The 24,804-nt window shown below is 70.1% G+C and carries 26 protein-coding genes, 1 tRNA gene and 1 riboswitch; of the genes, 17 read left to right on the top strand and 10 right to left on the bottom strand.

Going from position 1 to position 24,804, the window contains the following annotated elements; translation table 11 throughout:
* The first annotated feature begins 9 nt into the window (after positions 1-9).
* From gyrA to ABZ911_RS18755, 3 genes are all read left to right on the top strand, one after another.
* The gene (gene gyrA, locus ABZ911_RS18745) at positions 10-2,514 is read left to right on the top strand and encodes a DNA gyrase subunit A (RefSeq protein WP_358056742.1); all 2,505 of its coding nucleotides are present in this window, start codon (positions 10-12) and stop codon (positions 2,512-2,514) included.
* A gap of 3 nt (positions 2,515-2,517) precedes the next feature.
* The gene (locus ABZ911_RS18750) at positions 2,518-3,132 is read left to right on the top strand and encodes a DUF3566 domain-containing protein (protein ID WP_358056744.1); all 615 of its coding nucleotides are present in this window, start codon (positions 2,518-2,520) and stop codon (positions 3,130-3,132) included.
* Positions 3,133-3,259: 127 nt separating this feature from the next.
* Positions 3,260-3,333: transfer RNA gene (locus ABZ911_RS18755), tRNA-Ile, on the top strand.
* Positions 3,334-3,403: 70 nt separating this feature from the next.
* Here ABZ911_RS18755 and ABZ911_RS18760 read toward each other — a convergent pair.
* From ABZ911_RS18760 to ABZ911_RS18785, 6 genes are all read right to left on the bottom strand, one after another.
* Positions 3,404-4,297: an SMP-30/gluconolactonase/LRE family protein gene (locus ABZ911_RS18760; RefSeq protein ID WP_358056746.1), complete on the bottom strand. Its 894-nt coding sequence runs from the start codon at positions 4,295-4,297 to the stop codon at positions 3,404-3,406.
* A 249-nt stretch (positions 4,298-4,546) separates the two neighbouring features.
* Complete coding sequence (locus ABZ911_RS18765) at positions 4,547-5,674, bottom strand: methyltransferase domain-containing protein (RefSeq protein ID WP_358056748.1); 1,128 nt, start codon at positions 5,672-5,674, stop codon at positions 4,547-4,549.
* A gap of 310 nt (positions 5,675-5,984) precedes the next feature.
* A complete protein-coding gene (locus ABZ911_RS18770; protein ID WP_358056750.1) occupies positions 5,985-6,386 on the bottom strand; it encodes a hypothetical protein in 402 nt (133 codons plus the stop codon).
* A gap of 151 nt (positions 6,387-6,537) precedes the next feature.
* Complete coding sequence (locus ABZ911_RS18775; protein ID WP_358056752.1) at positions 6,538-8,985, bottom strand: ABC transporter permease; 2,448 nt, start codon at positions 8,983-8,985, stop codon at positions 6,538-6,540.
* Positions 8,982-9,710 carry an ABC transporter ATP-binding protein gene (locus ABZ911_RS18780; RefSeq protein WP_358056754.1) on the bottom strand — a complete coding sequence of 243 codons (729 nt, stop codon included), beginning with the start codon at positions 9,708-9,710 and terminating at the stop codon, positions 8,982-8,984. Before ABZ911_RS18780 ends, ABZ911_RS18775 begins: the two co-directional genes overlap by 4 nt.
* Positions 9,707-9,949 (bottom strand): hypothetical protein, encoded by a 243-nt coding sequence (locus tag ABZ911_RS18785; RefSeq protein WP_358056756.1) that lies wholly within the window; start codon positions 9,947-9,949, stop codon positions 9,707-9,709. Before ABZ911_RS18785 ends, ABZ911_RS18780 begins: the two co-directional genes overlap by 4 nt.
* Before the next feature lie 110 nt (positions 9,950-10,059).
* Between ABZ911_RS18785 and ABZ911_RS18790 the strand changes: the two genes are divergently transcribed.
* The 3 genes from ABZ911_RS18790 to ABZ911_RS18800 all read left to right on the top strand — a co-directional run bounded on the left by ABZ911_RS18790 (position 10,060) and on the right by ABZ911_RS18800 (position 13,441).
* Positions 10,060-11,289, top strand: a complete 1,230-nt coding sequence (locus ABZ911_RS18790; protein ID WP_358056758.1) for a sensor domain-containing protein — start codon at positions 10,060-10,062, stop codon at positions 11,287-11,289.
* The gene (locus ABZ911_RS18795) at positions 11,277-11,915 is read left to right on the top strand and encodes a response regulator transcription factor (protein ID WP_358056760.1); all 639 of its coding nucleotides are present in this window, start codon (positions 11,277-11,279) and stop codon (positions 11,913-11,915) included. Before ABZ911_RS18790 ends, ABZ911_RS18795 begins: the two co-directional genes overlap by 13 nt.
* Before the next feature lie 83 nt (positions 11,916-11,998).
* Entirely contained in the window at positions 11,999-13,441 is a 1,443-nt protein-coding gene (locus ABZ911_RS18800; protein ID WP_358056762.1) for a hypothetical protein, read from the top strand.
* 57 nt (positions 13,442-13,498) lie between these two features.
* On the opposite strand, the gene ABZ911_RS18805 is transcribed toward ABZ911_RS18800, so the two are convergent.
* On the bottom strand, positions 13,499-13,639 hold the full coding sequence (locus ABZ911_RS18805; protein ID WP_358056764.1) for a hypothetical protein: 141 nt from the start codon (positions 13,637-13,639) through the stop codon (positions 13,499-13,501).
* Positions 13,640-13,788: 149 nt separating this feature from the next.
* Positions 13,789-13,915: riboswitch (cobalamin riboswitch) on the top strand.
* A gap of 178 nt (positions 13,916-14,093) precedes the next feature.
* Here ABZ911_RS18805 and ABZ911_RS18810 point away from each other — a divergent pair.
* Genes ABZ911_RS18810 through ABZ911_RS18820 form a run of 3 tightly spaced genes read left to right on the top strand, consistent with a single transcriptional unit; the run spans position 14,094 to position 16,881 of the window.
* Complete coding sequence (locus ABZ911_RS18810) at positions 14,094-15,071, top strand: ABC transporter substrate-binding protein (protein ID WP_358056766.1); 978 nt, start codon at positions 14,094-14,096, stop codon at positions 15,069-15,071.
* Entirely contained in the window at positions 15,068-16,102 is a 1,035-nt protein-coding gene (locus tag ABZ911_RS18815) for an iron ABC transporter permease (RefSeq protein ID WP_358056768.1), read from the top strand. Before ABZ911_RS18810 ends, ABZ911_RS18815 begins: the two co-directional genes overlap by 4 nt.
* A complete protein-coding gene (locus ABZ911_RS18820; protein ID WP_358056770.1) occupies positions 16,099-16,881 on the top strand; it encodes an ABC transporter ATP-binding protein in 783 nt (260 codons plus the stop codon). Before ABZ911_RS18815 ends, ABZ911_RS18820 begins: the two co-directional genes overlap by 4 nt.
* Positions 16,882-17,005: 124 nt before the next feature.
* Here the strand turns inward: ABZ911_RS18820 and ABZ911_RS18825 are convergent, their stop codons facing one another.
* Both ABZ911_RS18825 and ABZ911_RS18830 read right to left on the bottom strand, forming a co-directional pair.
* Positions 17,006-17,146 (bottom strand): hypothetical protein, encoded by a 141-nt coding sequence (locus ABZ911_RS18825; protein ID WP_358056772.1) that lies wholly within the window; start codon positions 17,144-17,146, stop codon positions 17,006-17,008.
* A 198-nt stretch (positions 17,147-17,344) separates the two neighbouring features.
* Positions 17,345-17,902: a CGNR zinc finger domain-containing protein gene (locus ABZ911_RS18830; protein ID WP_358056774.1), complete on the bottom strand. Its 558-nt coding sequence runs from the start codon at positions 17,900-17,902 to the stop codon at positions 17,345-17,347.
* A gap of 130 nt (positions 17,903-18,032) precedes the next feature.
* Between ABZ911_RS18830 and ABZ911_RS18835 the strand changes: the two genes are divergently transcribed.
* From ABZ911_RS18835 to ABZ911_RS18855, 5 genes are all read left to right on the top strand, one after another.
* Complete coding sequence (locus ABZ911_RS18835) at positions 18,033-18,482, top strand: VOC family protein (RefSeq protein WP_358056776.1); 450 nt, start codon at positions 18,033-18,035, stop codon at positions 18,480-18,482.
* A 3-nt stretch (positions 18,483-18,485) separates the two neighbouring features.
* Positions 18,486-19,364: a pyridoxamine 5'-phosphate oxidase family protein gene (locus ABZ911_RS18840; protein ID WP_358056778.1), complete on the top strand. Its 879-nt coding sequence runs from the start codon at positions 18,486-18,488 to the stop codon at positions 19,362-19,364.
* Positions 19,365-19,469: 105 nt separating this feature from the next.
* Positions 19,470-20,273, top strand: a complete 804-nt coding sequence (locus ABZ911_RS18845) for an SAM-dependent methyltransferase (protein WP_358056780.1) — start codon at positions 19,470-19,472, stop codon at positions 20,271-20,273.
* Positions 20,274-20,336: 63 nt separating this feature from the next.
* Positions 20,337-20,873 carry an NUDIX hydrolase family protein gene (locus ABZ911_RS18850; RefSeq protein ID WP_358056782.1) on the top strand — a complete coding sequence of 179 codons (537 nt, stop codon included), beginning with the start codon at positions 20,337-20,339 and terminating at the stop codon, positions 20,871-20,873.
* A gap of 215 nt (positions 20,874-21,088) precedes the next feature.
* Complete coding sequence (locus ABZ911_RS18855; RefSeq protein WP_358056784.1) at positions 21,089-21,448, top strand: ArsC/Spx/MgsR family protein; 360 nt, start codon at positions 21,089-21,091, stop codon at positions 21,446-21,448.
* Positions 21,449-21,487: 39 nt separating this feature from the next.
* Here ABZ911_RS18855 and ABZ911_RS18860 read toward each other — a convergent pair whose 3' ends face one another.
* Positions 21,488-21,634: a hypothetical protein gene (locus ABZ911_RS18860; protein WP_358056786.1), complete on the bottom strand. Its 147-nt coding sequence runs from the start codon at positions 21,632-21,634 to the stop codon at positions 21,488-21,490.
* Positions 21,635-21,653: 19 nt separating this feature from the next.
* On the opposite strand from ABZ911_RS18860, the gene ABZ911_RS18865 reads away from it, so the two are divergent.
* Genes ABZ911_RS18865 through ABZ911_RS18875 form a run of 3 tightly spaced genes read left to right on the top strand, consistent with a single transcriptional unit; the run spans position 21,654 to position 24,804 of the window.
* The gene (locus tag ABZ911_RS18865; RefSeq protein ID WP_358056788.1) at positions 21,654-22,064 is read left to right on the top strand and encodes a hypothetical protein; all 411 of its coding nucleotides are present in this window, start codon (positions 21,654-21,656) and stop codon (positions 22,062-22,064) included.
* Positions 22,064-23,455, top strand: coding sequence for a hypothetical protein (locus tag ABZ911_RS18870; RefSeq protein ID WP_358056790.1), 1,392 nt, complete (start codon positions 22,064-22,066; stop codon positions 23,453-23,455). The genes ABZ911_RS18865 and ABZ911_RS18870 overlap by 1 nt, the downstream gene beginning before the upstream one ends.
* Positions 23,452-24,804 (top strand): VWA domain-containing protein, encoded by a 1,353-nt coding sequence (locus ABZ911_RS18875; RefSeq protein ID WP_358056792.1) that lies wholly within the window; start codon positions 23,452-23,454, stop codon positions 24,802-24,804. The genes ABZ911_RS18870 and ABZ911_RS18875 overlap by 4 nt, the downstream gene beginning before the upstream one ends.

The raw sequence follows: 24,804 nt of genomic DNA on the forward strand, positions 1-24,804 counted from the left end.
TCTTTACACGTGACGGAAGTGAACACTCCGCCCCCGGCCGCGGATCGCATCGAACCGGTTGACATTCAGACCGAGATGCAGCGCAGCTACATGGACTACGCGATGTCGGTCATCGTGGCCCGTGCGCTGCCCGACGTCCGCGACGGGCTCAAGCCCGTGCACCGGCGGGTGCTGTACGCGATGTACGACGGCGGCTACCGCCCCGACCGCGGCTACTTCAAGTGCTCGCGCGTCGTCGGTGACGTCATGGGCTCCTACCACCCCCACGGCGACACCTCGATCTACGACGCCCTGGTACGGCTGGCGCAGCACTGGTCGCTGCGTCACCCGCTGGTCGACGGGCAGGGCAACTTCGGCTCCCCGGGCAACGACGCCCCCGCGGCGATGCGGTACACCGAGTGCAAGCTCGCGCCCATCGCCATGGAGATGCTGCGGGACATCGACAAGGACACCGTCGACTTCCAGCCCAACTACGACGGGCGCTCGCAGGAGCCGGTCGTGCTGCCCGCCAGGTTCCCGAACCTGCTGGTCAACGGCGCCGGCGGGATCGCGGTCGGGATGGCCACCAACATCCCGCCGCACAACCTGCGCGAGGTCGCCGCGGCGGTCAAGTGGGCGCTGGAGAACCCGGAAGCCTCCGACGAGGAGCTGCTGGAGACGGCGATCGGCCTGGTGAAGGGCCCCGACTTCCCCACCAAGGCGCTGATCGTCGGTCGCCGGGGCATCGAGGACGCCTACCGCACCGGCCGCGGCTCGATCACCATGCGGGCCGTCGTCGAGGTGGAGGAGGACAACAAGGGCCGCCACGCCCTCGTCGTCACCGAACTCCCCTACCAGGTCAACCCGGACAACCTCGCCCTGAAGATCGCCGACCTGGTGAAGCAGGGCAAGGTCACCGGCATCGCCGACGTCCGCGACGAGTCGTCCTCGCGGGTCGGCCAGCGCCTGGTGATCGTGCTCAAGCGCGACGCGGTCGCCAAGGTCGTGCTGAACAACCTGTACAAGCACACCCAGCTCCAGGACACCTTCGGCGCCAACATGCTGGCCCTGGTCGACGGGGTGCCGCGCACGCTGCGCCTCGACCAGTTCATCACGCACTACGTGGCGCACCAGATCGAGGTCATCGTCCGCAGGACGCGCTACCTGCTGCGCAAGGCCGAAGAGCGGGCGCACATCCTGCTCGCGCTGCTCAAGGCCCTCGACCGGATGGACGAGGTCATCGCCCTCATCCGGCGTTCGCCCTCGGCGGCGGAGGCGCAGGGCGGCCTGATGGCGCTGCTGGACATCGACGAGATCCAGGCGCAGGCCATCCTCGACATGCAGCTGCGCAAGCTCGCCGCCCTGGAGCGCCAGGCGATCCAGGACGAGTACGACACGCTCATGGCGGCCATCGCCGACTACCAGGACATCCTGGCGTCCGAGGCGCGCCAGCGGCAGATCGTCGGCGACGAGCTGGCCGAGGTCGCGGCCAAGTTCGGCGAGGACCGGCGTACCGAGGTCGTCGCCTACGACGGCGACATGTCGATCGAGGACCTGATCGCCGAGGAGGAGATGGTCGTCACCATCACCCGCGGCGGCTACGCCAAGCGAACCAGGACAGATCTTTACCGGGCGCAGAAGCGCGGCGGCAAGGGTGTGCGGGGGGCGCAGCTGCGCCAGGACGACATCGTCGACCACTTCTTCGTCACCACGACCCACCACTGGCTGCTGTTCTTCACCAACAAGGGCAGGGTCTACCGGGTCAAGGCGTACGAACTGCCCGACTCGGGCCGGGACGCGCGCGGCATGCACCTGGCGAACCTGCTCGCCATGCAGCCCGACGAAACCGTCATGGAAGTGCTCGACCTGCGCGACTACGACGTGGCGCCGTACCTGGTGCTGGCCACGCGCAGTGGCCTGGTGAAGAAGACCATGCTGTCGGAGTACAACTCGCCGCGCTCGGGTGGTCTGATCGCCATCAACCTGCGCGAGGACGACGAGGTCATCGGCGCCCGGCTGGTGTCCGAGACCGACGACCTGCTGCTGGTCTCGCGCGGCGCCCAGTCCATCCGGTTCACCGCCTCCGACGAGTCGCTGCGTCCCATGGGCCGGGCGACCAGCGGTGTCATCGGCATGAGATTCCTAGAGGGTGACGAACTTCTGGCGATGAATCGGCTCGCCGATGGCCAGGACGTGCTTATCGCCACCGAGGGTGGGTACGCAAAACGGACGCCCGTTGAGCAGTATCCGCTTCAAGGTCGTGGCGGCAAGGGCGTACTGACTGCGAAGATCGTCAGCGCCCGTGGCAAGCTGGTCGGAGCCGTCATGGTGAACCCTGAGGACGAGGTCTTCGCGATCACGTCCGCCGGAGGGGTGATCCGTACGAGCGCCGGGGAGATCAAGCAGTCCGGCCGTCAGACCATGGGAGTTCGCTTGATGAATCTCGCCGAAGGCGACAGCGTGGTGGCCCTCGCCCGAAACGCCGACTCGTTGGAGACTGCGGTGGAGAACGAGGAAGACGGGGGAGGAGAGTAGGCCATGAGCGCCCAGGGTGGTCCCGCCAAGGCAACGCCGACTCGGGAGAACGGGCAACAGCCGAAGAATTCCGCTGAGTCGGAGATCTTCAACGAGACCAAGCCCACAGGGGCACCGGCGGAGCAGCGTGAGGAGAACGAGACGGTCCGTATCCGTCCCTCGCTCACCTCCGAGGCCCCGCCGCCGCCTCCGATGGTGGAGCTACAGAAGAAGAAGTCCGCCACCGCTGGTGGAGCACGCCTCCCCCGCAAGGCCCACCTGGTCCTGCGGCGGATAGAGCCCTGGTCGGCGATGAAGTTCAGCTTCGTGGTCTCCCTGGTGTGCTTCGTGGTGCTGTTCGTCGCGGTCGCCGTGCTGTACGGCGTGCTGTCGGCGCTGGGGGTCTTCGAGTCGATCGTGCAGACGGTCAACCAGCTCACCCAGGCGGACGGGCAGAACACCAGCAGCTTCGACGTGTCGTCGTGGTTCGAGCCCGTACGGATCCTCGGGTACACGGCGCTGATCGGGGCGGTCAACGTCGTCCTGATCACCGCGCTGTCGACGCTGGGGGCGGTCATCTACAACATCGCCTCCGACCTGGTCGGCGGCGTCGAGGTGACCTTCAGCGAAGCCGAGTGACGCTCCTTCGCGCCGCGCTCTTCCTGAAGAGCGCGGCGCGAGCAGCGGGCGAGAGGCGGTAAGCTTTTCCCCGTACGAACAACCGGTTCGCGTCGCTACCGGCGATGCGATACGGTTCTTTGTGCGCGGGGCTATAGCTCAGACGGTTAGAGCGCTTCCCTGATAAGGAAGAGGTCCCAGGTTCAAGTCCTGGTAGCCCCACCCAGCTCAGAGGCCATTTCCCGGTAAGGGAAATGGCCTTGTTGATTTTCTGAGTGTCTCGGCGGCGGGCTCAGCCTCGTAGCAGTGGTAGGCCCGGGTGTTTGACCTTGGCCTTCATGAGGCTGGGGGCGCCGTTGCCGCCGATGTTGACGAAGTAGAGTGCCTTGCCGTCGAAGGCCAGGCTGGCTGGGCCGTCCAGTTTGTCGGCCAGGACTTCGACGTGGCCGTCGGTGCGGATGATGCTGAGGGTGTTGCCGGAGTAGCTCGGCACGTACAGTTGCCCGCGCACGTCGAAGGCCACCCCGTCGGCGCCGGCCAGCTTGGTGTCCTTGACGTGGACGGCGGGCGTGCCTGCCCGGCCGCCCTTGCCGTACGGGATTCGGACGATCTGTGCCTGGTCGGAGACGGCGACGTAGAAGGCGCCCGAGCGCCAGGCGATGCCGTTCGCGCCGACGCCGTCGGCTCCGGGGTCGAGCAGCGGTGACTTCACCCAGACCGTGGCCTTGCCGCCGGCCACACGGTAGATCGCGCCGTGTGCGGAGTCGGTGACGTACAGGGCGCCGTCGGGGCCGAAGGCGAGGGCGTTGGCGAAGCCGATCGGCAGGGCGGCGTGGAGCTTGGCGTCGCCCCACGGGGTGATCCGCCAGACGCCGTTTGTGGCGGCCTCGCCCGAGTTGAGCAGGGCGTAGACGGTGCCGCGTCGGTCGGTGACCAGGCCGTTCAGCCTGCCTTCGCCGACGGGCAGGGCGGCCAGCAGGCTGTCGGTGCCTGTGGCGTCGACCTTTCGGATCTCGCCCTTGAACAGCAGTCCGACGTAGACCTCGGCGTTCGGGCCGACGGTGACGCCCTCGGCGAGGTCGGCGTAGGGCTGGACGATGACCGGGCGGAGGGCGGCGGCATGAGCGGGCGTGGCGACCAGCGCTAAGAGCGCGATCGAGATGAGAAGGAGGGGGATGCGCTTCATGGAGAGGACCATGTCATGGCAAGATCGCCATGACGTCACCGATTCTTCCGCGAATCGTCACGTATGAAATACGATGACGGCCTGAATGTCGAGCAGTTCTTGCTGCCAGGTATTTCCCCTAGCATGTCTGACCTGCACGTATCGCTCATGATCTAAGAGCCGCAAAGGGAAAATGGTATCCGTAGCCTTATGCGGTACGGGAATCACTTGGTAGAGATATAGCGCCGTCCCGGTCAATGTCCCGAGACGTCACCCGATGACGCGCTCCGGCGAGTCCAGCCACACCTGCTGGCCTTCGGGCGTGACCGTCATCCCGAACCGGTCCCTCTTCGGGCGTCCCCACCCCACCCAGGTCAGGTACGCGTCGGCGACCTCCTCCCACAGCCGCCTCGGCCCGTAGGTGAGTACCTCGAACTCCCGTCGGCCAGGCTGGTAGGTGACGGTCGCCCACGATCCGCCGCCGTCCCACACTCGCAACTCCAGGCCGCCGTCTTCCTCGCCGGTGCCGCTCACCACGCCCGGGACGAGGGCCGCGATCGCGAGGTCGGCGCCGTAGTCGTCCCAGAGAAGGTCACGCGGATCGATCAGCGTCGCCGTCGAATCGGGAACGGTGCCCGTGCGGGCAGGGATCGGGTGGCGTTGGGCGCGCATCATCATGTAGCCGGCCGACCTGACCATCCGGCCCACCGCGCGGTCTCGACCCACCGTCAGCCGCAGCAGGTGGCCGAACTCCCAGCCGGGTGACCACGGGGTCACGATGACGCCTCCCGGCCGGGTCTGCTCAACCCACGCCCATGGGACCGTCTGGACACCGAACGTCGCGTGGACCCGATCGTAGGGCGCGTTCCGCGCGTGGCCGTACGCGCCGTCACCCACGACCAGGTCGGGCCGGTACCCGGCGGCGGCGAGGTTCTTGGCCGCCTGCTCGGCGACGGCCTGATCCACCTCGACGGAGGTGACGTTCGCGTCCCCTACCCGGGCCGATAGGAGGGCCGCGGTCCATCCGGTGCCGGTGCCGACGTCCAGCACTCGCTGCCCGTCGCGCGGGTGCAGGTGCCCGAGGTTGGCGAACACCGCGCCGGGCGAGGACAGGGACGACGTCCACGAGCCCTCCCCGGTCGCCGGGTCGCCGGCGCCGTCGTCGGCCTGGGTGATGACGGAGGCGTCGGCGTAGACGCTCTCCCACCACGCGGCCGGGTCGCTGTCGCGGTCGATCGGGTACCCGGCGCGGCTGCCGTCGTCGGGTATCGCCCACCCGCGCGCCGGAGCGAACAGGTGCCGGGGAGCGGCGTCGTACGCCTCCCGCCAGACACGCGGCAGCTCACCCTCCTCTTCGAGCCGACCGGCCAGGCGCCCGCGCAGCTCGGCCTCGGTCACTTCTTCCCGCCGCCGCCCTTGCCGCCGGTCGGCTTCTCCTCTTTGGGGATCTGGCGGCCGGTTTGCACGCCATCCCCTTGAATCTGCTCCTGGTCCTTGTCCCTGTGCTTGCCCATGCTGATCCCCCTCGCCGCGATTACTGCTTAGCGTGACTGTACGGCTACATATTGGGGGGTCGAGGGTCGCTAATGGGATCGATGATGTTGGACTACTGGCGCGGCACTCCCCCAGCGTGATCTTGTGGCTGGCCGACAAGCCCTATCAGATGGCGCCGCGTTCTAGAGCTGACAAGCCCCATCGTCGGCTGGCGTCACAAACACATCCAGCAGTAGAGCATCTGATGGCTTTCCTTGGCGCGGCGGGCCAACCCGACAAAGTCCGTGACCAGGGACAACATGTAGTCGATGTCAACCGACGTGAAGTGCGAGAAGTGTTCGATCTCGGCCCAACGCTCCGCAATCGCGGGTAGGCGGGAATCATCGGCACCGGCCAGCACGTCACGCACGTTCACGGGCAGTTCGTCGATACCCGGACCGTCGAGATACGGCGAGTCCTCCGGAAGGGCGTCCCACTCCTCATCGCTCTTCGGGGCGCCTTCCGGTGGCGGATACAGCGTCACGGTGTCGACCAGGTCTATGGAGAAAGTGACGTCGCTGACAAGCGCCACAAGCTGGCCAAGGACCAAGCCGGGGTCGATCCACTTGGTATCCACGGCGTCGAAGACGGGACCACCGGGAAGGGGCTTCCCGGTGCGCGATCGTCTTGGATGGGCAATAGCGACATCGCGATTCTCGGCTCGGTAGTACTCAAAAATGACGCCCGAGTGAGTGCTCCTCTACGGAATTAACCGAAAGGCTACTCCGTCACGCGCGGCGGATGATCTTGCGGGAGGGAAGGTCCAGGGCCAGCCAGACGACCACGGTGATGGTGAGGACGGCGGCGGGAGCGAGCCAGTGGGGACCCGCGGGCCACGGACGGGCGAGGAAGCCGATGCTCAGCAGGGTCAGCGGGATGGCGGACAGCAGGAGGCCCGCTCCGGCGGCAGCGGCGGCGATGACCAGGGCTTCCCAGCGGATCATGGTGCGGAGTTGGCGCGGAGTCGCGCCCAGGTGGCGCAGGGCGGTCAGTTCGGCGGCCCTTCCGCTGGTGGTGGCCACCAGGCGGTTGGTGACCGAGACCAGCACATAGCCCAGGAGTACGGCGAGGACCGCCAGGTTCACCCAGATCTGTGCGGAGGCTTCGCTCAACTGGGGAGCGGCCGCGTCGGCGGACAGTACGGTGCCCGGCCACTGCTTCAGGACCACGGGGAGCGAGGACGGGCCGGGGGCGTGCCGTACCAGGATGGTGGAGTTCAGGCCGGTGGTGGTGTGGCCGGCGGCGAGGTCGTGGGAGAGGACGAGTGGGCCGAAGCCGAGGGCGCGGGTGTAGGTGGCCACCACGCGGGCCCGTACCCGGGTGCCGTCGCCCAGGGTGAGGTCGCGGTGTTCGCCGACCTTTCCGGCGAGTTCGTCGACTGCGATCGTGTCGCCCTTGAGCGCGGCCAGGCTGCCTCGCACGATGCCCAGGTCCACCAGCCCTTCGGCGTCGGGGCCGAGCACCATGGCGGCCCTGGGGACGAGTCGGCGGGAGTCGTCGCCGACGGCCAGGGAGCGGGTCAGCACGGTGGTGGTGGTGAACGCGGTGGCCGCGGTCACGCCGGGCGCGGCGCGTACGTCGGAGATCAGGCCGTGCGGGATGCCGCCGAGGACGGGGGCGGTGATCGCGGCGTCGGCGCGGATGCCCTGGGCGGCCTCGTCACCGGTGGCTTTCGCGATCGTGGTCTGGGTCAGGACGACGCTGAGCGCGAGGGTGACGACCATGCCGAGCGCGGCGATGGCGCCCGCGGTCCTGAGCGCGTAGCCGTGGGTGTTGCTCACCGCGAGCCAGGTGGGCGCGGACAGGCCGGCGGGAAGCCGTCTGGCGAGCAGGCCCGTCGCCCGCTGGACCAGCCAGGGTCCGGCCAGGGCGAGTCCGATGACGGCCACGAGCGCCGCGGTCGCCGGGCCCACCGCCGCGATCTCGGTGCGGATCACCAGGGGGAACGCGGAGAGCACGACCGAGGCCAGCATGAGCAGCAGTCCGCTGGTCGTGCGGGTGGGAGAGGGGGTGCGCGGCTCGCTGTGCGACTCCGCGACGGCGGACACCGCCGACATCCGCGAGGCGCGGAAGGACGCGCCCCAGGCCGAGATCCTGACCACGGCGAGTAGCAGCAGCGCGGCGGCCAGGGCGGGCAGTGGGCTGTAGGAGAGCGGGAGGTCGCCGGGCAGCATACCGACCGACACCAGCAGGTCACCGAACCTGGCGGCCAGGTAGTAGCCCAGCGCGGCTCCGGGGATGATCGCGGCCAGCGCGGCCACGGTGCCCTGTGCGGCGACCAGCTTCCGTACCTGGCGCGGGGTGGCGCCGGCCGCGCGCAGCAGGGCCAGGTCGCGGCGCTGCTTGTTGATCGACAGGGACAGGCCCCCGGCGACCACGAAGCCGACGATCATCAGGCTGATTCCGCCGATGGAGGCGGGCAGCGCGATGAGCATGCCGCGGGCGGCTGCGGTGCCGGGGGATTCGGCGTCGCCCATGGCCCGGCCGGTGGAGATCTCGTACCGGTCGCCGAGCCGCTTGCCGAGGTCGTCGGCGAGCGTGGCGGCGGAGATGCCGGGCGCCGCGCGGAGCGCGACGAGGTCCACGGTCTTGGCGCGCGGCCCGGCGTCCCTGGCGGCGATCCTGGTCGCGGTCTCGTCGCTGAAGTAGAGGCCGGGCGCGTCGACGAGCGCGGTGACCCGGTAGTCGCCGGCCGTACCGCCCGCGACGACGCGGACCGTCTGGCCGAGGCGCGCATCCGGGGTGGTGGACGGCAGGGCGATCTCGTTGGCGGTCCTCGGCGGGGTGCCGGTCGTTTTGACGGCCCTGCCGGTTAGTGCGGCGGAGGACCAACCGTGGCCCATCGTGCCTGCCGTGGCGGGGACGACGGTGGCGGGGAAGCTGAGGTCGCCTACGGCGGTGGCGACGCCCGGCGCGGTGGCGAGCCGGCTGACCAGGGACGCGGGCACCACGGCCCGTTCGGGCAGGGCGACCGGCAGGTCCTCCTGCTGCGGGATGGACTGCCGGGCCGAGACGACGACGTCGGCTCCGGCCAGGCGCTGGGTGGTGACGCTGGAACGCAGGCCCGACTCCACGATCACGCCGGACCCGGTGAGCAGGGCCATCCCGCCGAACACGGCCAGGAACGCCACGACCAGGCCGCTGAGCCCGGCCATGGCGAGCGCTGTCCTGGTCATCTGGTCTCCTCCAGTACGGCGGTGAGCCCGGTGAGGCGCTGCGCCAGTTCGCCGGCGGTGGGGCCTGACATCAGATCGACCACCTTCCCGTCGGCCATCACGAGCGTGTCGTGGGCCCTCGCTGCGGCCGCAGGGTCGTGGGTGACCATGACGACGGTCTGGCCGAGGTCGTCGACCAGTTCCCGCAGCAGGTCCAACACCTGTGAGGCGCTGCGCAGGTCGAGTGCCCCGGTGGGCTCGTCGGCGAAGACCACGTCGGGGCGTGCGGCGAGCGCGCGGACGATCGCGGCGCGCTGCTGCTGGCCGCCCGACAACTCGGCGGGCCTGTGGTGCAGCCGCCCGCCGAGCCCGACTCGCTCGACCAGTTCGCGCAGCCAGGCGGGGTCGGGGCGGATTCCGGCCAGCCGGAGCGGCAGGGTGAGGTTGTGCTCGACGCTGACGGCGGGCAGCAGGTTGTAGGACTGGAAGACGAACCCGATGTGCTTCCTGCGCAGTTCGGTGCGCTTGGTCTCGTTGAGCCGGGTGGCGTCCACGCCACCGATGGTGACCGACCCGGAGGTGGGCGTGTCGAGCCCGGCCGCGCAGTTCAACAGCGTGCTCTTGCCCGAACCGGAAGGACCCATGACGGCGACGAACCGGCCACGCGGGAAGGCGAGTGACACGTTGTCGAGCGCTACGACGTCACCATGCTTCTTGACGACGTCGGTGAGGGTGACGACGCTCATGAGCGACGCCGCATGAAGTGGTGGGCGATGAGCGCGGCGATGCAGCCGACGGCGATGATCCCGGCGCCCATGCCCAGTGGCGTGCTCCCGCCGCCGAGGTTGTTGCCGACCATGTTGGTCGCGGCGCTCACGATGAAGACGACCCACAGCAGCGCGCGAAGCGCGGTGCCGCCGCCACGCGGTCTGGAGGTGGGCGCCGGCGGTCGGCCGGAGGGGTCGAGGCGGTAGGGATCGTTCATGTTGAGCAGCCTAAGAAGCGGCTTCACCTGCGGAAATCCCGCCAGCTACCCAAGGGGCGGTAGGGCAGGCAGGAGTGTTTCCACCGGTTGCCCGGTCCTAGGGTGGTGGGATGACCCGTGACGCCTTCGAGGCGCTTGAGCGCCTGGCAGGCGGCCTCGGCACCGCTCTGCTCGCCCTGCTGACACTCGCCTTCTGGGTTCTGGTCGGGGCGGCCTGCGTGGTGGGGGTGGGACTGCTGATGCTCCCGGCCATGCTGGCGCTGACCAGGGCGCTGGCCGAGCGGGAGCGTGCGCGGCTCAACCGCTGGGGGCTGGAGGTGGTGAGCCCCTACCCGGTGGGGGAGGCCCCGGTGGGCTGGACGGCCAGGCTGCGGGCCGCTCGTGCCGACCCGGCGACCTTTCGAGACCTGAGCTGGCTGGCCGTACACGGCACGCTGGGGCTGGTTCTCGGCCTGGTGGCGGTCATCCTACCGATGATCACGCTGCGCGAGGCGACGTTCCCGCTGTGGTGGCGGTTCCTGCCCCCCGACATGTGGGTCACCAGCTTCGGGGTTCCGGTGACCACCTGGCCCGCGATGCTGGCGGTGGCGGTGGGGGCCGTGATCATCCAGGTGATCGCCGTCCTTCTCGGTCCCCGGATGGCGCGGTGGCAGGCCAGGTCCGGGGTACGGCTGCTCGGCCCGCACCCGTCGATCGACCTGTCGCAGCGGGTCGCGAGGCTCACCGCGACCCGGGCGGGCGCGTTGCGGGCGCACGCCGCCGAACTGCGCAGGATCGAGCGGTCGTTGCACGACGGCGCGCAGAACCGGCTGGTCGCGGTGGTCGTCATGGTCGCCGCGGCCAGGCGGGCGCTGGCCCGCGACCCCGCGCTGGTGGATCTCGCGCTCGACCGCGCGCAGGGCGCCGCCGAGCAGGCGCTGTCCGAGCTGCGCGGCGTCGTACGCGGCCTTCTGCCGCCCATCCTGGAGGACCGGGGGTTGGCCGGGGCGTTGAACGCGCTGGCGGCGGGCAGCCAGGTGCCCTGCGGGCTGGCGGTGGGCGAACTCGGACAACTGCCGCTCTCGGTGGAGACGACCGCCTACTTCACCGTCGCCGAGGCGCTGACCAACGTGGGCAGGCACAGCGGCGCCCGGCGGGCCCAGGTCACTCTTAGCCGCGACCGTGACCTGCTGCGCGTCGTGGTCACCGACGACGGCAAGGGCGGAGCGGATGACGGCAGTGCCGGGACCGGGCTCGCCGGGATCCGCCGCCGGGTCGAGGCGCACGACGGCGTCGTCACGCTGTCCAGCCCGCAGGGTGGGCCGACCAGAATCGAAGTGGAGTTGCCATGCGGATCGTGATCGCCGAGGACGACGCGCTGCTGCGCGAGGGGCTCGTGCTGCTGCTCAGCGGGGAAGGGTTCGAGGTGGTGGCCGCCGCGCCCGACGCCGACGGGTTCCTGGCCGCGGTCGCCGAGCACCACCCGGACGTGGCGGTGGTGGACGTGCGGATGCCGCCCACCCATACGGACGAGGGCATCAGGGCCGCGGTGAAGGCCAAGCGGCTGCATCCGAAGCTGGCCGTACTCGTGCTGTCGGCGTATGTCGAGCAGGCGTTCGCCACCAATCTGCTCGCCGAGAGCACGCACGGGGTGGGCTACCTGCTCAAGGAGCGGGTGGGCCGGGTGGAGGAGTTCGTGGACGCGCTGCGGCGGGTGGCGGCGGGCGGGACCGCGATGGACCCCGAGGTCGTCGCCCAGTTGTTCGCCCGGCGCAGTGACCCGCTGGGGCGGCTGACCGCCAGGGAGCGCGAGGTGCTCGCGCTCATGGCCGAGGGGCTGGGCAACACCGCCATCGCCGAGCGGCTGGTGGTGAGCGACGGCGGCGTACAGAAGCACATCCGCAGCATCTTCGCCAAGCTCGACCTGGCGCCCACCGACCAGTTGGACCGCAGGGTCGCGGCGGTCCTGCACTACCTGGACGGCTGACGGGGACCTCCAAGTCAGATACCAGTGGGACACCAGTGACGCTGAGTAGCCTGTGTCATTCTTTCCGAGAAAGGCATATCTACATGAAGAGGACAGCGTTACTGCTGAGCACCATCTTGCTCAGTGGGCTGCTGGTTACTCCCCCGGCCGTCGCCGCGCCCGCCGTCAAGGTGGCGGTCGCCAAGGTCAAGGCCTCTTCCACCGCGGACTCCGGCGACTGCCCCACCACAGTGGGCTTCTCCGCGACCGTGTCGGCCAAGGGCAAGGGCACGGTCCGCTATCGCTGGGTACGCGGTGACGGCACCAAGGGATCGATCAAGAGCTTCACCGTCGGCGGGAGCCGCAAGGTCACCGTCCGCGACCGGCAGACCTTCGAGGAGTCGGTGAAGGGCTGGCAGGCCGTCGAGATCCTCGGCCGCAAGGGCCTGTCGCGCAAGGCGCACTTCAGCGTCGTCTGCGCGAGCCCGGCCAAGGTGTACGACGCCGCGCACCGGCTTCCCGCCCACGCCACCAAGCCGCTCGTGGCCGCCGCGGACGTGGACGTCACTCCCCCGGCCTACAGCGGTGCCTGCCCCACGACCGTGCGCTTCACCGGCACCATCCAGGTGTCCAGGACCCCGGCCCGCGTGGCCTACCGGTGGGTGGACAGCGCCCAGGGCGACGGGCCCGTCGAGTACCTGGACTTCCCCGCCGGAGGCCCCCGCCTCAAGCAGGTCGTCTTGCCGCTCAGCGTTGGCAGCACCACTGGCGGCTGGAAGGCCATCCGGGTGACACGGGGGCACGACTCGGGCCGCGCCACCTACCAGGTGACCTGCACCAGCACACCCACCCCCACTCCCACCCCCAGCTCCACAGGTACCCCCACCCCGGGCCCGACGGACCCGCCGCCGGCGAAGCCCGTGGCCGCCATCCCCTACCTGACTCCCGGCGACTACGAGGGCACCTGCACGGCTCCCATCGAGTACAACGCGTGGGGCACCATCCAGTTGCCCGCCGGGCCGGCCACCACCGTCACGTACCGGTGGATTCTGAACGGCTCGCCGTGGCAGGAGGAGCGGATCGACTTCACCGAGAGCGGCAGTGCTCGCTCCAGGTACGTGTTCGGCAGGTTCTCTCTGAATGACCAGCAGTCCGGCACTCACACCCTCGGCCTCATGGTGGAGGGCGGCTCCCGCGAGCCCGTCGAGCGGACGTTCGTACTCAAGTGCCTGACCGAGTCCCCGCCCGTGACCGTGGCCCTCGGCAAGATCGACCACCTCGTCAGCTACCCCGACCCTGACTGCGACGAGTCGCCGCGGGTCGCGGTGGACGTGACACTGACCCTGGACCGCGCCGGGGAGGTGGAGTACCGCTGGCTGGTGGCCGGACGCACCTTCGCGAGCAAGAGGGCCCTCGGTGCTGGGACGACCAAGATCGTGGGAGGCACGCACCTGGTGGCCACCAGCGGCATCGCCCGCTTCGAGGTGCTCAACCACAACAAGCCGGTGAAGGAGATCTCCTACACCGTGAAGTGCCTGCCCAAGTAGTCGTGGCACGCCCGTGCCCCCGCCGCCACGGCGGGGGCACCCACTTTCAGGGAAACGTCACCCGACGACCCGCCCCGGAGAATCCAGCCACACCTGCCGCCCCTCCGGCGTGACCGTCATCCCGAACCTGTCCCGCCAGGCCCAGCCGTACGGCACGGCCCGGATGCCGCACGTGACGTGGGCTCGGTCGTAGGGCACCCGCCCGGGGCAGCCGCGGCCGCGTGCCCGTGCCGATCTCCAGCACCCAGGGCCACTTCCGGGATGAACGCGTGCCGGGGCACCGCGAAACGCCCACGCAGTGGTCCTTGATGTGGGTGTGCGACCATGGGCGGCGTAGGCGACGGCGGACGAGGAAGTCGGTGTGAATCCGGCGCGGTCCCGCCACTGTGATCGGTGAGCGAACTCCGATGAAGCCACTGCCCGGGTGCGGGTGGGAAGGCCGGAGGGAGCTTTGACCCGAGAGCCAGGAGACTCACGCGGTCGCCTCCTCAGAGAAATTGGGGCGGATCTCCCCAAGAGAGGAACGGTGGTCGCCATGCCGCTCATCGGTGTGCGGTCCTTCGGGCTGCCCGCGTCGCGACCCTCTTGTGATGATCCGGCTCCTTGCCCCTCCCGCTCATCGGGTGCGACCCGTGAGTGAAAGGACCCGTTCATGACGAGCCGACGCTCGCTCGCGTTCCTCCTGTCCGTCCTGCTGGCGACGGGCTGCGGAACCAGCGCTCACACCACCACTCAGCCCACCGCGCCGTCCGCCGCGGGCTTCCCCCTCACCATGACCAACTGCGGCGTGACGACCACCTACCAGCGGCCGCCGCAGCGGGCGGTCACGCTCAACCAGCACGTCACCGAGATCATGCTCGCGCTCGGGCTGGAGAAGTCGATGGTGGCCACGGCCTACCTCGACGACCGGATCCTGCCCGAGTACGAGAACGCCTACAAGGGGATCAAGGTCCTCGCCGAGCAGTACCCCTCGTACGAGGCGCTGCTGTCGGTGGAGCCGGACTTCGTGTACGGCGGGTTCGACAGCGCCTTCGACGAGAAGGAGGGGCGCGGCCGGGCCGTACTGGCGGAGGCCGGGATCACCTCGCGGGTGAACGGTGAGGAGTGCCCGGCGGGGCCGGTGACGGCGGCCCAGGTCGAGGAGGAGGTTCGGGCGGTCGGCAGGATCTTCGGGGTGTCCGACCGGGCGGAGCGGCAGGTGGTCGCGATGCGGGGGGTGCTGGACGGGGTCAAGGCCAAGATCGGGCGGGTCGAGCCGGTCAAGGTGTTCGTGTACGACAGCGGCGACAAGACGGCCTTCACGGCGGGCGGTGCGGGCATCGGCAACGAGATGATCAAGCTGGCCGGGGGGACGAACCTGTTCGGCGACCTCGGCAAGGCCTGGGGGAACGTCTCGTTCGAGCAGGTCGCGGAGCGGGCGCCCGAGATGATCGTCATCTACGACTACGGCGACCAGTCGGTGGAGGCGAAGAAAAAGTTCCTGCTCGGCAATCCGGCGCTCAAGGACGTGCCCGCGATCAAGAACCAGCGGTTCGCGGTGTTGCCGCTGTCGTCGGCGGTGCTGGGCGTGCGGGTGCCTTCCGGGGTGGAGGCGCTGGCCCGCCAGTTGCATCCGGATCTTTTCGCGTGACCGAACGCGGGCGCGTGCCGTACACGCTGGTTCTGGTGGTGTTGTCCGTCGCGGTGGTCGTGGCGGGGACGGCGGGGGTCGCGGTTGGGTCGGTGCGGCTGCCGTTCGGGGAGGTGTGGGGCATTCTGCTGCATCGGGTGTATCCGCCGCTGGTCGAGCCGAGTTGGGCGCCGGTTCGGGAGACGATCGTGATGGATGTCCGGGTGCCCCGGATCCTGCTGTGCGGGGTGGTGGGGGCGGGGCTGTCGGTGTGCGGGATGGCGCTGCAGGCGCTGGTGCGCAACCCGCTGGCCGACCCGATGCTGCTGGGGGTGTCGTCTGGGGCGACGGTCGGCGCGGTCGTCGTGATGGTGCTGAACGTCTCGCTGCTCGGGGCGTTCTCGCTGCCGCTGGCCGCGTTCGTCGGCGCCTTCGCGGCGCTCGTGCTGGTCTACTCGCTGGCCCGCTCCGGCGGGCGGATGACCACGGTACGGCTGGTGCTGGCCGGAGTCGCCACCGCCGAGGTGCTCTCGGCGGTCGCCAGCTACCTCATCATCACCTCCAACGACCCGCACAAGGCCGACGCGGCCCTGCGCTGGATGCTGGGCGGGCTGGCCGGAACCACCTGGGACCTGCTGTGGATCCCCGCCGCGGCGGTACTGCTCGGGACCGGGGTGCTGCTCGGCGTCAGCCGTCCGCTCAACCTGCTGCTGGCCGGCGAGGAGGCCGCCGCCGCGCTGGGCCTGAACGTGCACCGCTTCCGCGGCGCGGTGTTCGTGCTGGTCGCCCTGATGATCGGCGCGATCGTCGCGGTCAGCGGGTCGATCGGGTTCGTGGGGCTGATGCTGCCGCACGTGGTACGCCTGCTGGTCGGCGCCGACCACCGCCGCGCGCTGCCCGCCGTCGCCCTGCTGGGGGCGGCCTTCCTGATCGCCGCCGATCTCGCCGCCCGCAGCGTGATCGCTCCCGAGGAGATTCCGATCGGCATCCTGACCGCCCTGGTCGGAGGTCCGTTCTTCCTCTGGCTGATGCGACGGAGGGCGGCGCGATGACGCCCGGGGCGTTGCGGGTCGACCACGTCAGCGTGGTCGTCGACGGCAGGGCGCTGGTGCAGGATGTCTGCCTGGACGTCGCCCCCGGCGAGGTCGTCGCGCTGGTCGGGCCCAACGGGGCAGGGAAGTCCACCCTGCTGCGCACCCTCTACCGGGCGTTACGGCCCACGTCGGGGCGGGTGACGCTGGACGGCGAGGACGTCTGGCGGATGACGGGCAGGCGGCTGGCGCGGCGGCTGGCCGCCGTACTGCAGGAGACGCCCGGTGAGTTCGAGCTGACCGTGTACGACGTGGTGGCCATGGGCCGTACCCCCTACAAACGGGCATTCCAGGGGGACGACGCCGACGATCGGGACATCGTCACGGGCGCCCTGGGGGACTTGGACGTCGCCGACCTCGCCCAGGCTCCGTTCGACCGGCTGTCCGGCGGGGAGAAGCAGCGCGTCCTCATCGCCCGGGCGCTCGCGCAGCGGGCCGGGACGATGGTGCTGGACGAGCCGACCAACCACCTCGACCTCCGGCACCAGCTCGACGCCCTTCGGCTGGTACGGCGGCTCGGCGTGACCGCGGTCGTCGCGCTGCACGACCTCAACCTGGCGGCGGCGTTCTGCGACCGGATCTGCGTCATGGACTCCGGCCGGCTGGTCGCGGCCGGCCCGCCCGCCCAGGTCCTCACCGCCTCCCTGCTCGCGACGGTCTACCGGGTGGACGCTGAGGTCAGCGCGCACCCTCGCACCGGCGTCCCGCAGATCAGCGTGCTGCCAGGCGGCTCGGCATGACGCCCGCCCCACCCGGAGCCGTCGCCGCCGCACTGCCGGGCCGGACCTGACCTTCCATGAGGACCGGTGGGTGACGGGGCACCGCGCAGCGGGGTTTCTTGGATGCTGGGCGGTGCCGCCGTTGCTACTTCTTGTCGTCCTTGGGGTCTTTGGCGTGGGCGCCGTTGGGCTTGGTGTCTTTGGCGCCGTCGGCCGGGCTCTTGCCGTTGGAGGAGGGGGTGAGCGGCTTGTCCTTGGGGCTGTTCGGAGCCGCGTGCTTGCCCATGATGATCTCCCTCGCCTTCGTCAACTGCTTAGCGCGACCGTACGACTACGTGGTGGAGATGGGCAAGGGGGCGTGGTCGTTCAGTCGATAACGCCTCGTCGTTGGTTGTGCGGCGTCACACTGGTGACTGCGGCCATCGCTTTCCTCCTCCGAGGTGAACTGCGCCACTCGAAGGATCACGCGATGGCCGTCTCCTGGTCACGACTGCCGGTGGCGGGCGTAGTGGCGCGAGGCTTTGGCGCGGTTGCCGCAGCCGGTCATGGAGCACCAGCGCCGGGTGCCGTTCTTGGAGACGTCGTAGAAGTGCAGGATGCACGCGGGGTTGGCGCACGGCCGGAGCCGTTCCGGGCGGTCGGCGAGTAGTCGTAGGTAGTTCTCGGCGGCGGCCCACGCGGGATACCAGGCGGCGCTGTCGATCTCGACCGTCTGGGTCGGTCCTTCCGCCGTCAGGGTCAGTCGTACGCTCCCGTGCTCGAGCACGGCGTTGAGGTTCGCGCGGCCGGTGGGGGTCTCGGGCGTGTCGACGAGTTCGGTGAGGGCGGCGCGGGCTTGGCGTACGGCGTTGAGGGTGGCGGCGTCGGCGCGCACCGGATGGTCCCGCAGTTCGGTCGCAACGGTCGGCGCGGCGAGCCAGACGGCCAGGCCGTCGGTGGACTCGAGCAGGTCCTGGCGGACGCCTTCGTGCATCCACCGGGTGTTGAGCAGGTCGATCGCGAGGGGTTCGCCGATCAGTGGCCGGGGGTCCTGAGCCGCCATGAACACCTTTCCTCGCATCCTGCCTGCTAGACCAAGCCTAACTGGTGACGGGCCCTAGATGGGTTGACACCTTCGATCCTAACCTTTAACGTCAGTTTTGGCAGTTAGAGGCAGCGCAAGCGAGGATGGGATGCGCATGAGCACGCTCCAGACCGGTCACATCGGGCTGAACGTCACGGACCTGGCCCGTTCCGTGGAGTTCTACAAGCAGGTGTTCGGCTTCGAGGTCGCGGCCGAGGGCAAGGAGGAGGGGCGCCGCTACGCGTTCCTCGGGCGCGAGGGGAAGCTGGTCGTCACGCTCTGGCAGCAGAGCTCGGCCGCCTTCCCGGCCGACCGCGCGGGTCTGCACCACCTGGCGTTCCAGGTCGACTCGATCGAGGAGGTCAAGGCCGCCGAGCGGACGCTGCGCGAGCTGGGCGCCGACTTCGCCTACGACGGCGTCGTCCCGCACGGCGAGGGCGCCGCCTCCGGCGGCATCTTCTTCGCGGACCCGGACGGTATCCGCCTGGAGATCTACGCCCCCTCCGGCGCCGAAGCCCCCGCCCCCACCGCCGGCGCTCCCACCTGCGGCTTCTTCTAGACCATGGCCACCTATCACCACGGAGAGCGCGCCGTTCAACAGCGCGCCGGGGTGGAGTCGCAGGCGGCGCACGCGCTCCGCGCCATCCGGGGGTTCGTCCCGGATGTCGCCGCCGCGTTCCTCGCCGAGCAGTCGATGATCATCGTCAGCGCGGCCGACCGGGCGGGCCGGACATGGTCCACGCTGCTCGCCGGGGAACCCGGTTTCCTGCGGGCCCCCGACCCGTGGACGCTCACCGTGGACGCCCTGCCCGCCCCCGAGGACCCGCTCGCCGAGGTCCTCGCCGGGGCGGTCAAGGTCGGCATGATCGCCATCGATTTCGCCGCCCGCCGCCGGATGCGGGTCAACGGCACCGCCGAACCTTCCGGCCGGGGGCTGCGCGTACAGCTCGACCAGGTGTTCGCCAACTGCCCCAAATACCTGCAGAAGCGGCAGTCCACCCCGATGCCGCCGGGCGCGAGGAGCGTATGCCGCGGCACCGAGCTCACCGCCGCCCAGCGGCTCGCGCTCAGCGAGGCCGACACCTTCTTCATCGGTACGGCCACGCCCGACGGCGACGCCGACGTCTCGCACCGGGGCGGCAACCCGGGCTTCGTCCAGGTGCTCTCACCCACCCACCTGAGGTGGCCCGAGTACACCGGCAACTCGATGTTCCTCACCCTGGGCAACCTCGAACTGCGGCCGTCGGCGGGCCTGCTCGTCCCGGACTGGAAGAGCGGCGGGCTGCTCCAGCTCACCGGCACCGCCCGTACCCGGGAAGATCCGCGGCTGGTGGACTTCTTCGTCGGCGAAGTCCAGGAGACCACGGGCGCGGTGCCGCTGCGCTGGACCGACCCCGACTACTCCCGCTTCAACCCGCCGATCTCCCAAAAGGAACCGTGACCGCGATCCCGCTGGCCTGACAGCTCTTGGGGGGGAATGTCCCCTTGACCGAATGTCAAAGACGTACGATCTTGCCTACCCGGAAACCCGCTTAGGGAGCCTGATATGGCCGACGACGTCAACCCTCGTCTGGAGTTAGCGGACAGGATCAAGTTCAACCAGCCGCACGCCGCGCGGATCTGGAACTACTGGATGGGTGGTAAGGACAACTACGAGGTGGATCGCGCCGCCGGGGACGCCGTCGCGGAGGTGTATCCGGAGATCGTCACGATGGCGCTGCAGTCGCGGAAGTTCCTCAACCGCGCCGTGCGCCACCTGGCCGCCGAAGCCGGGATCGACCAGTTCCTCGACATCGGCACCGGCCTGCCCACCATGCAGAACACGCACGAGATCGCGCAGGGGATCACGCCGCACGCGCGCATCGTCTATGTGGACAACGACCCGCTCGTGCTGGTGCACGCCCGCGCCCTGCTGGCCAACACCACGGCCGAGGGCGTGACCACGTACGTGGACGCCGACTACCACCAGCCGGACGCGATCATCGCCGAGGCGCGCAAGGTGCTGGACTTCGACCGGCCCGTCGCGGTCATGTTCATGGGCGTGCTCGGGTACGTCACCGACTTCGACGAGATGCGCTCCATCGTGACGCGGGTGATGGCCGAGGTTCCGGCGGGCAGCTACCTGGTGCTGTGGGACGGCACCGACACGGGTGACGCCATCAACGAGGGGGGCGAGAAGCTCGTGGAGAGCGGGGCCATCCCGTACCACCTGCGTACGCTCGACCAGCTCGGCCGGTGTTTCGAGGGGCTGGAGATGGTGGAGCCCGGCCTGGCGCCGATCACGCGCTGGCGGCCGGACGCCGAGGCCGAGCACATCGACGCCTACGGCGCGGTGGCACGCAAGCCCTGAGACCCGTGCGTGTCGGGTGGGCCGACGCCCGCCCGGCATCCGAGTGGGAAGTACGATCGTCAGATGACCGAAAGGACCGAAACCGTGCCCGGGTGGCTCGCTCCGGAAGAGTTGGAGTTGATGCGGGGGCGGATGCCGATCCTCTACATCGACGCCGTGCCGGTGCGCGTGGACGACACCGGCGTGGTGACGCATGTGGGCCTGCTGCTGCGCATCTCCTCCGACGGGACGGTCAGCCGCGCGCTGGTCTCCGGGCGGGTGCTGCACCATGAGCGGGTCCGTGACGCGTTGCTGCGCCATCTGGAGAAGGATCTCGGCCCGGTGGCGTTGCCGCACGTGCCGGTGTCCCCGCAGCCGTTCACGGTGGCCGAGTACTTCCCGACGGCGGGCGTGACGCCGTACCACGATCCGCGGCAGCACGCGGTGTCGCTCGCCTACATCGTGCCGGTCGCGGGTGACTGCCGTCCGCGTCAGGACGCGCTCGACCTCGTCTGGTTCACGCCGGAGGAGGCCGGCTCGCCGATGGTGCAGCAGGAGATGGCCAGCGGCCAGGGCGTGCTGCTGAAGCAGGCCCTCGCGTACGTCGGCCGGCTCACCTGAACCCCGCGCCTACTGGAACAGCCGGCCGAGGACGCCGGATTCGAGCACGATGAGTGCCCCGATGAGCATGAACACGCCTGGGACGAGCCAGCGGCCGTAGCGCTCGACCAGGTCGATGACCTTGCGGTGCGAGCCCAGCCACGACCCCGCGGAGCACCACAGCGTTGGGCGAGGTCGGTATGACGCTCGGCTCGGGTTCGGTGAGGATGGGGCCTATGGAAATCTGGATCAATCCCGCCTGTTCCAAGTGCGCGTCCGCGCTGTCGCTGCTGGACGCCGAAGGCGCGGAGTACACGGTGCGGCACTACCTGGAGGACCCGCCGAGCGTGCCGGAGCTGGAGGAGGTGCTGCGCAGGCTCGGCCTGGAGCCGTGGGACATCGCCCGCACGGGCGAGCGGCCCGAACTGGGCCTGGACGCGTGGCCGAGGGACGCCGCGAACCGCGCCCGCTGGATCCAGGCCCTGGCCGAGCACCCGATCCTCATCCAGCGCCCGATCATCACGGTGGACGACACGACCGCCGTCGTCGCCCGATCCCCCGAAGCGGTCCGCGCCACGCTCGGCACGAGCCCCTGAACCGCAATACCGCTTCGGGTACGTCCGTATTGAGGTAAATTACCGGATCATTGATCGCCCGTTCGCGTAGGTGCTGCCGCGCCGGTAGGCGTCCGCGAGCCGTCTGGGCTGGAGGTCGAGGATCGTGAACGCGGACGAACCCGCGTGGGAACAGTGCAGCACGGCACGGGTGATTCCACCCGTCATGCCGCGCAAACTGGCAAAAGTGCCTTTCGTCGAGCTGGCGGACGGGCGGCTGCAGGGCGTGGTGTCGAGCGGGTCGGACATCGAACGGGTGTACGTCTCGTCGATCACCGCCGGGACCCACACCATCAACTGCAGCACCAACAACAACCGACCGTGTGGAGCACTGCACGGCTACGCGTGCAAGCACCTGGTGGCACTCGGCCAGGAGGGCGTCCGGCAGTACGGCGCCGAGCGGGTCGCGCGCTACCTGGGCGTCGAACTCAACGAGCAGGGCGCCCTGGAGGGCTACATGACCGGCGGGATCGAGCGCACCCCGGGGGCGATGGTGTTCAGCAGCTTCCTGCGCCACCTGGCCTACCTGGAACTGCCTGACACCACCGAGCCCATCGCCGAGCTGCACTGGTTCCCGGCCACGGGGGCGGTCCGCTGATGCTTGGCGTACAGCTCGCCGAACTGCTCGACGGCGACCCGCCCGGAGTGGCGGAGGCCCTCGACCTGGTGACCGGCTTCGACGACGCCCTCGCCTTCGGGTTCGCCCGGCTGGGCGAGGACCGCGTCGCCGCGCTGGCCGCCATGGCCGGCGCCTTCGCGGGGTCGCCGCTGGGCGACCGGCTGGGGGAGGCGGCCGGGAAGGTCGCCGCCGGTTCGATCGCCGACGAGCACCTGACGGCCCTGGCCGGTGGGCGGACCGCGCTGTTCGGCGCGGTGCACGACGCCCTGCTCGACCGCCTGGACACCGCGCTCGGACGCACCCGGGCGCCCTGGGAGGAAGCCCCGGCCGCCGCGTCGCCGGGGAACGAGAACCTGCTCAGCGGGTGCCGGTCCTGGCTGCGCGAGCTGGCCATCGCCGGCTGGCGGGGCGTCGACCACGACCTCGTCACCGCCTCCGGCCAGGTGGTCGAGGCGCTGCTGGCCGAGCCCGGCCTGCGCCGGCCGGCGGTGCTGCTCGACGGCCTGGCGGCCGAGCTGCGGGCCTCGTCGCCGATCGCCACGATGGATCGCCTGCCGGTACGGCGCTGGGCCGACCTGTGGACGCGTGCTCTGCTGCTGTCCCAAGGGTCCGGCGGCGCCGGGTCGGCGAGCACGGTGTCGGGGCGGCTGCTGATCCTCGGCGTGGACGTGCACGAGCACGCTACCGCCGTACAGATGCAGGTGCACGGCATCCTGGAGCCCACCGGCGGCGGGCCGTCCCGGCTGGTGCGGACCGGCGTCGCCGCCGGGAAGACGGACACGATCGTCGGCCCGGCCGTGTGGCGGCTGCTGCACCGCCACCCCGTGCTGCTCGGCGCGCTGGCCGAGCACCGCAGCCTGGACGTCAGGGACCTGACGCTGCTGGACAGCGGCGACCTGGTGTGGCAGGACGGCCAGGCGAGCGTGGGCGAGCCCGTCGACGCGTTCGCCATGGCCCGGGTGCAGCTCGCGGGGGCGGTCGCCCCGGCGGTGCCGCCCCTGGACCGCCACCCCGTGCGCATCGCCGAGCCCGTGCTGCTGGAGGGCTACAAGAAGGGCGCCGACGACACGCTCGACCTGGGCGGCAACCGCCTCACGGTCGACGTCGACCGGATTCCCGCCTGCGGCCCGCTCACCGCCAAGCTGGTGGCCGCCTCCTCGGCGTGCATCGGCCTGGTCCGCTGGGACGGCGGACGGTGGCTGCTGCAGCCTCTCGCGGTCCAGACGAAGGTCAAGCAGGAGACGGTCGAGGTGCACACCGGCGACTGGGCGCTCGGCCCCACCGACCCCAAGGTCGTCAAGGCCATGGCCAAGGACGGGGACGCGGTCGCCATCCTGCGCGAGCGGGCCGGACGGTTGCTGCGCAAATGAGTGACTCACCGATCAGCGCCGACGAGAACCGGCGCCAAGTCCTCTACTGGCGGCTGCTCTCGAGGCTGTTCGACAACGAGGAGCAGCCCTCGCTGGAGGCGGCCAGCGTGGCCATCGTCGACGACCTCGGCCTGCCCCCGGCGCTGCTCGACCCGGGCGTGTCGGTGGACACCCTCGTCCAGCGCTTCCCGGACCTGGCCGGGGAGTTCGACGGCCTGATGGCGGAGGGGGACCAGGTCCCCGGCGACGAGGTACGGCGCGCCGCCCTGATCTCCAAACTCCTGCTCAACGTGTTCGCCACCGGAACCGGCAACGTCAGCGCCACCCAGCTCGCCGCCTGGCAGCAGGACGCCGGCTGGTTCTGCCGAGGAATCGGCGGCGGCCAAGGCGAGGGCGAAGGTACCGGACAAGGTGGCGGCCGGGGCCTGGGTCCCGGCGGCGGCCGAGGCTACGGCATTGACGACGCCGAGCTGAACGCGGTGCTGGCCGAGATGGAAGGCGGCCTGGTCAAGCGCATGCGCCTGCGCGAGGTGCTCGCCGACCCGTCGCTCGCCGCCCAGCTCACCCCGAGCATGTCGCTCATCGAGCAACTGCTGCGCGACAAGTCCAACCTGTCGGGCGTGGCGCTGGCCAACGCCAAGGCGCTGATCCGCAGGTTCGTCGACGAGGTCGCCGAGGTGCTGCGCACCCAGGTGGAGAAGGCCAGCGCGGGCGTCATCGACCGGTCGGTGCCGCCGAAGCGGGTGTTCCGCAACCTCGACGTCGAGCGCACCATCTGGAAGAACCTCACCAACTGGAGCCCCGAGGACCAGCGGCTCTACGTGGACCGGCTCTACTACCGGCAGACCGCCAGGCGGACCACCCCGGCCCGGTTGATCGTGGTCGTCGACCAGTCGGGCTCGATGGTCGACGCGATGGTGAACTGCACGATCCTCGCCTCGATCTTCGCCGGTCTGCCCAAGGTGGACGTGCACCTGGTCGCCTACGACACCCGGGCGCTGGACCTCACCCCGTGGGTGAACGACCCGTTCGAGGTGCTGCTGCGTACCACGCTCGGTGGCGGCACCAACGGCACGGTGGCGATGGCCATCGCCAGGCCGAAGATCGCCGACCCGCGCAACACCGTGATGGTGTGGATCTCCGACTTCTACGACAACCGGGCGCTGATCACCGACTTCGAGGCGATCCACCGCTCCGGGGTGAAGTTCATCCCGGTCGGCTCGGTGAACAGCTCGGGACACGCCAGCGTGGACCCCTGGTTCCGCCAGCGCCTCAAGGATCTGGGCACCCCCGTGATCTCGGGCCACATCCGCAAACTCGTTTCCGAGCTCAAGAACTTCCTCACCTAG

Origin of the sequence: Nonomuraea sp. NPDC046570 (assembly GCF_040645915.1) — a bacterium.
GTDB lineage: Bacteria > Actinomycetota > Actinomycetes > Streptosporangiales > Streptosporangiaceae > Nonomuraea.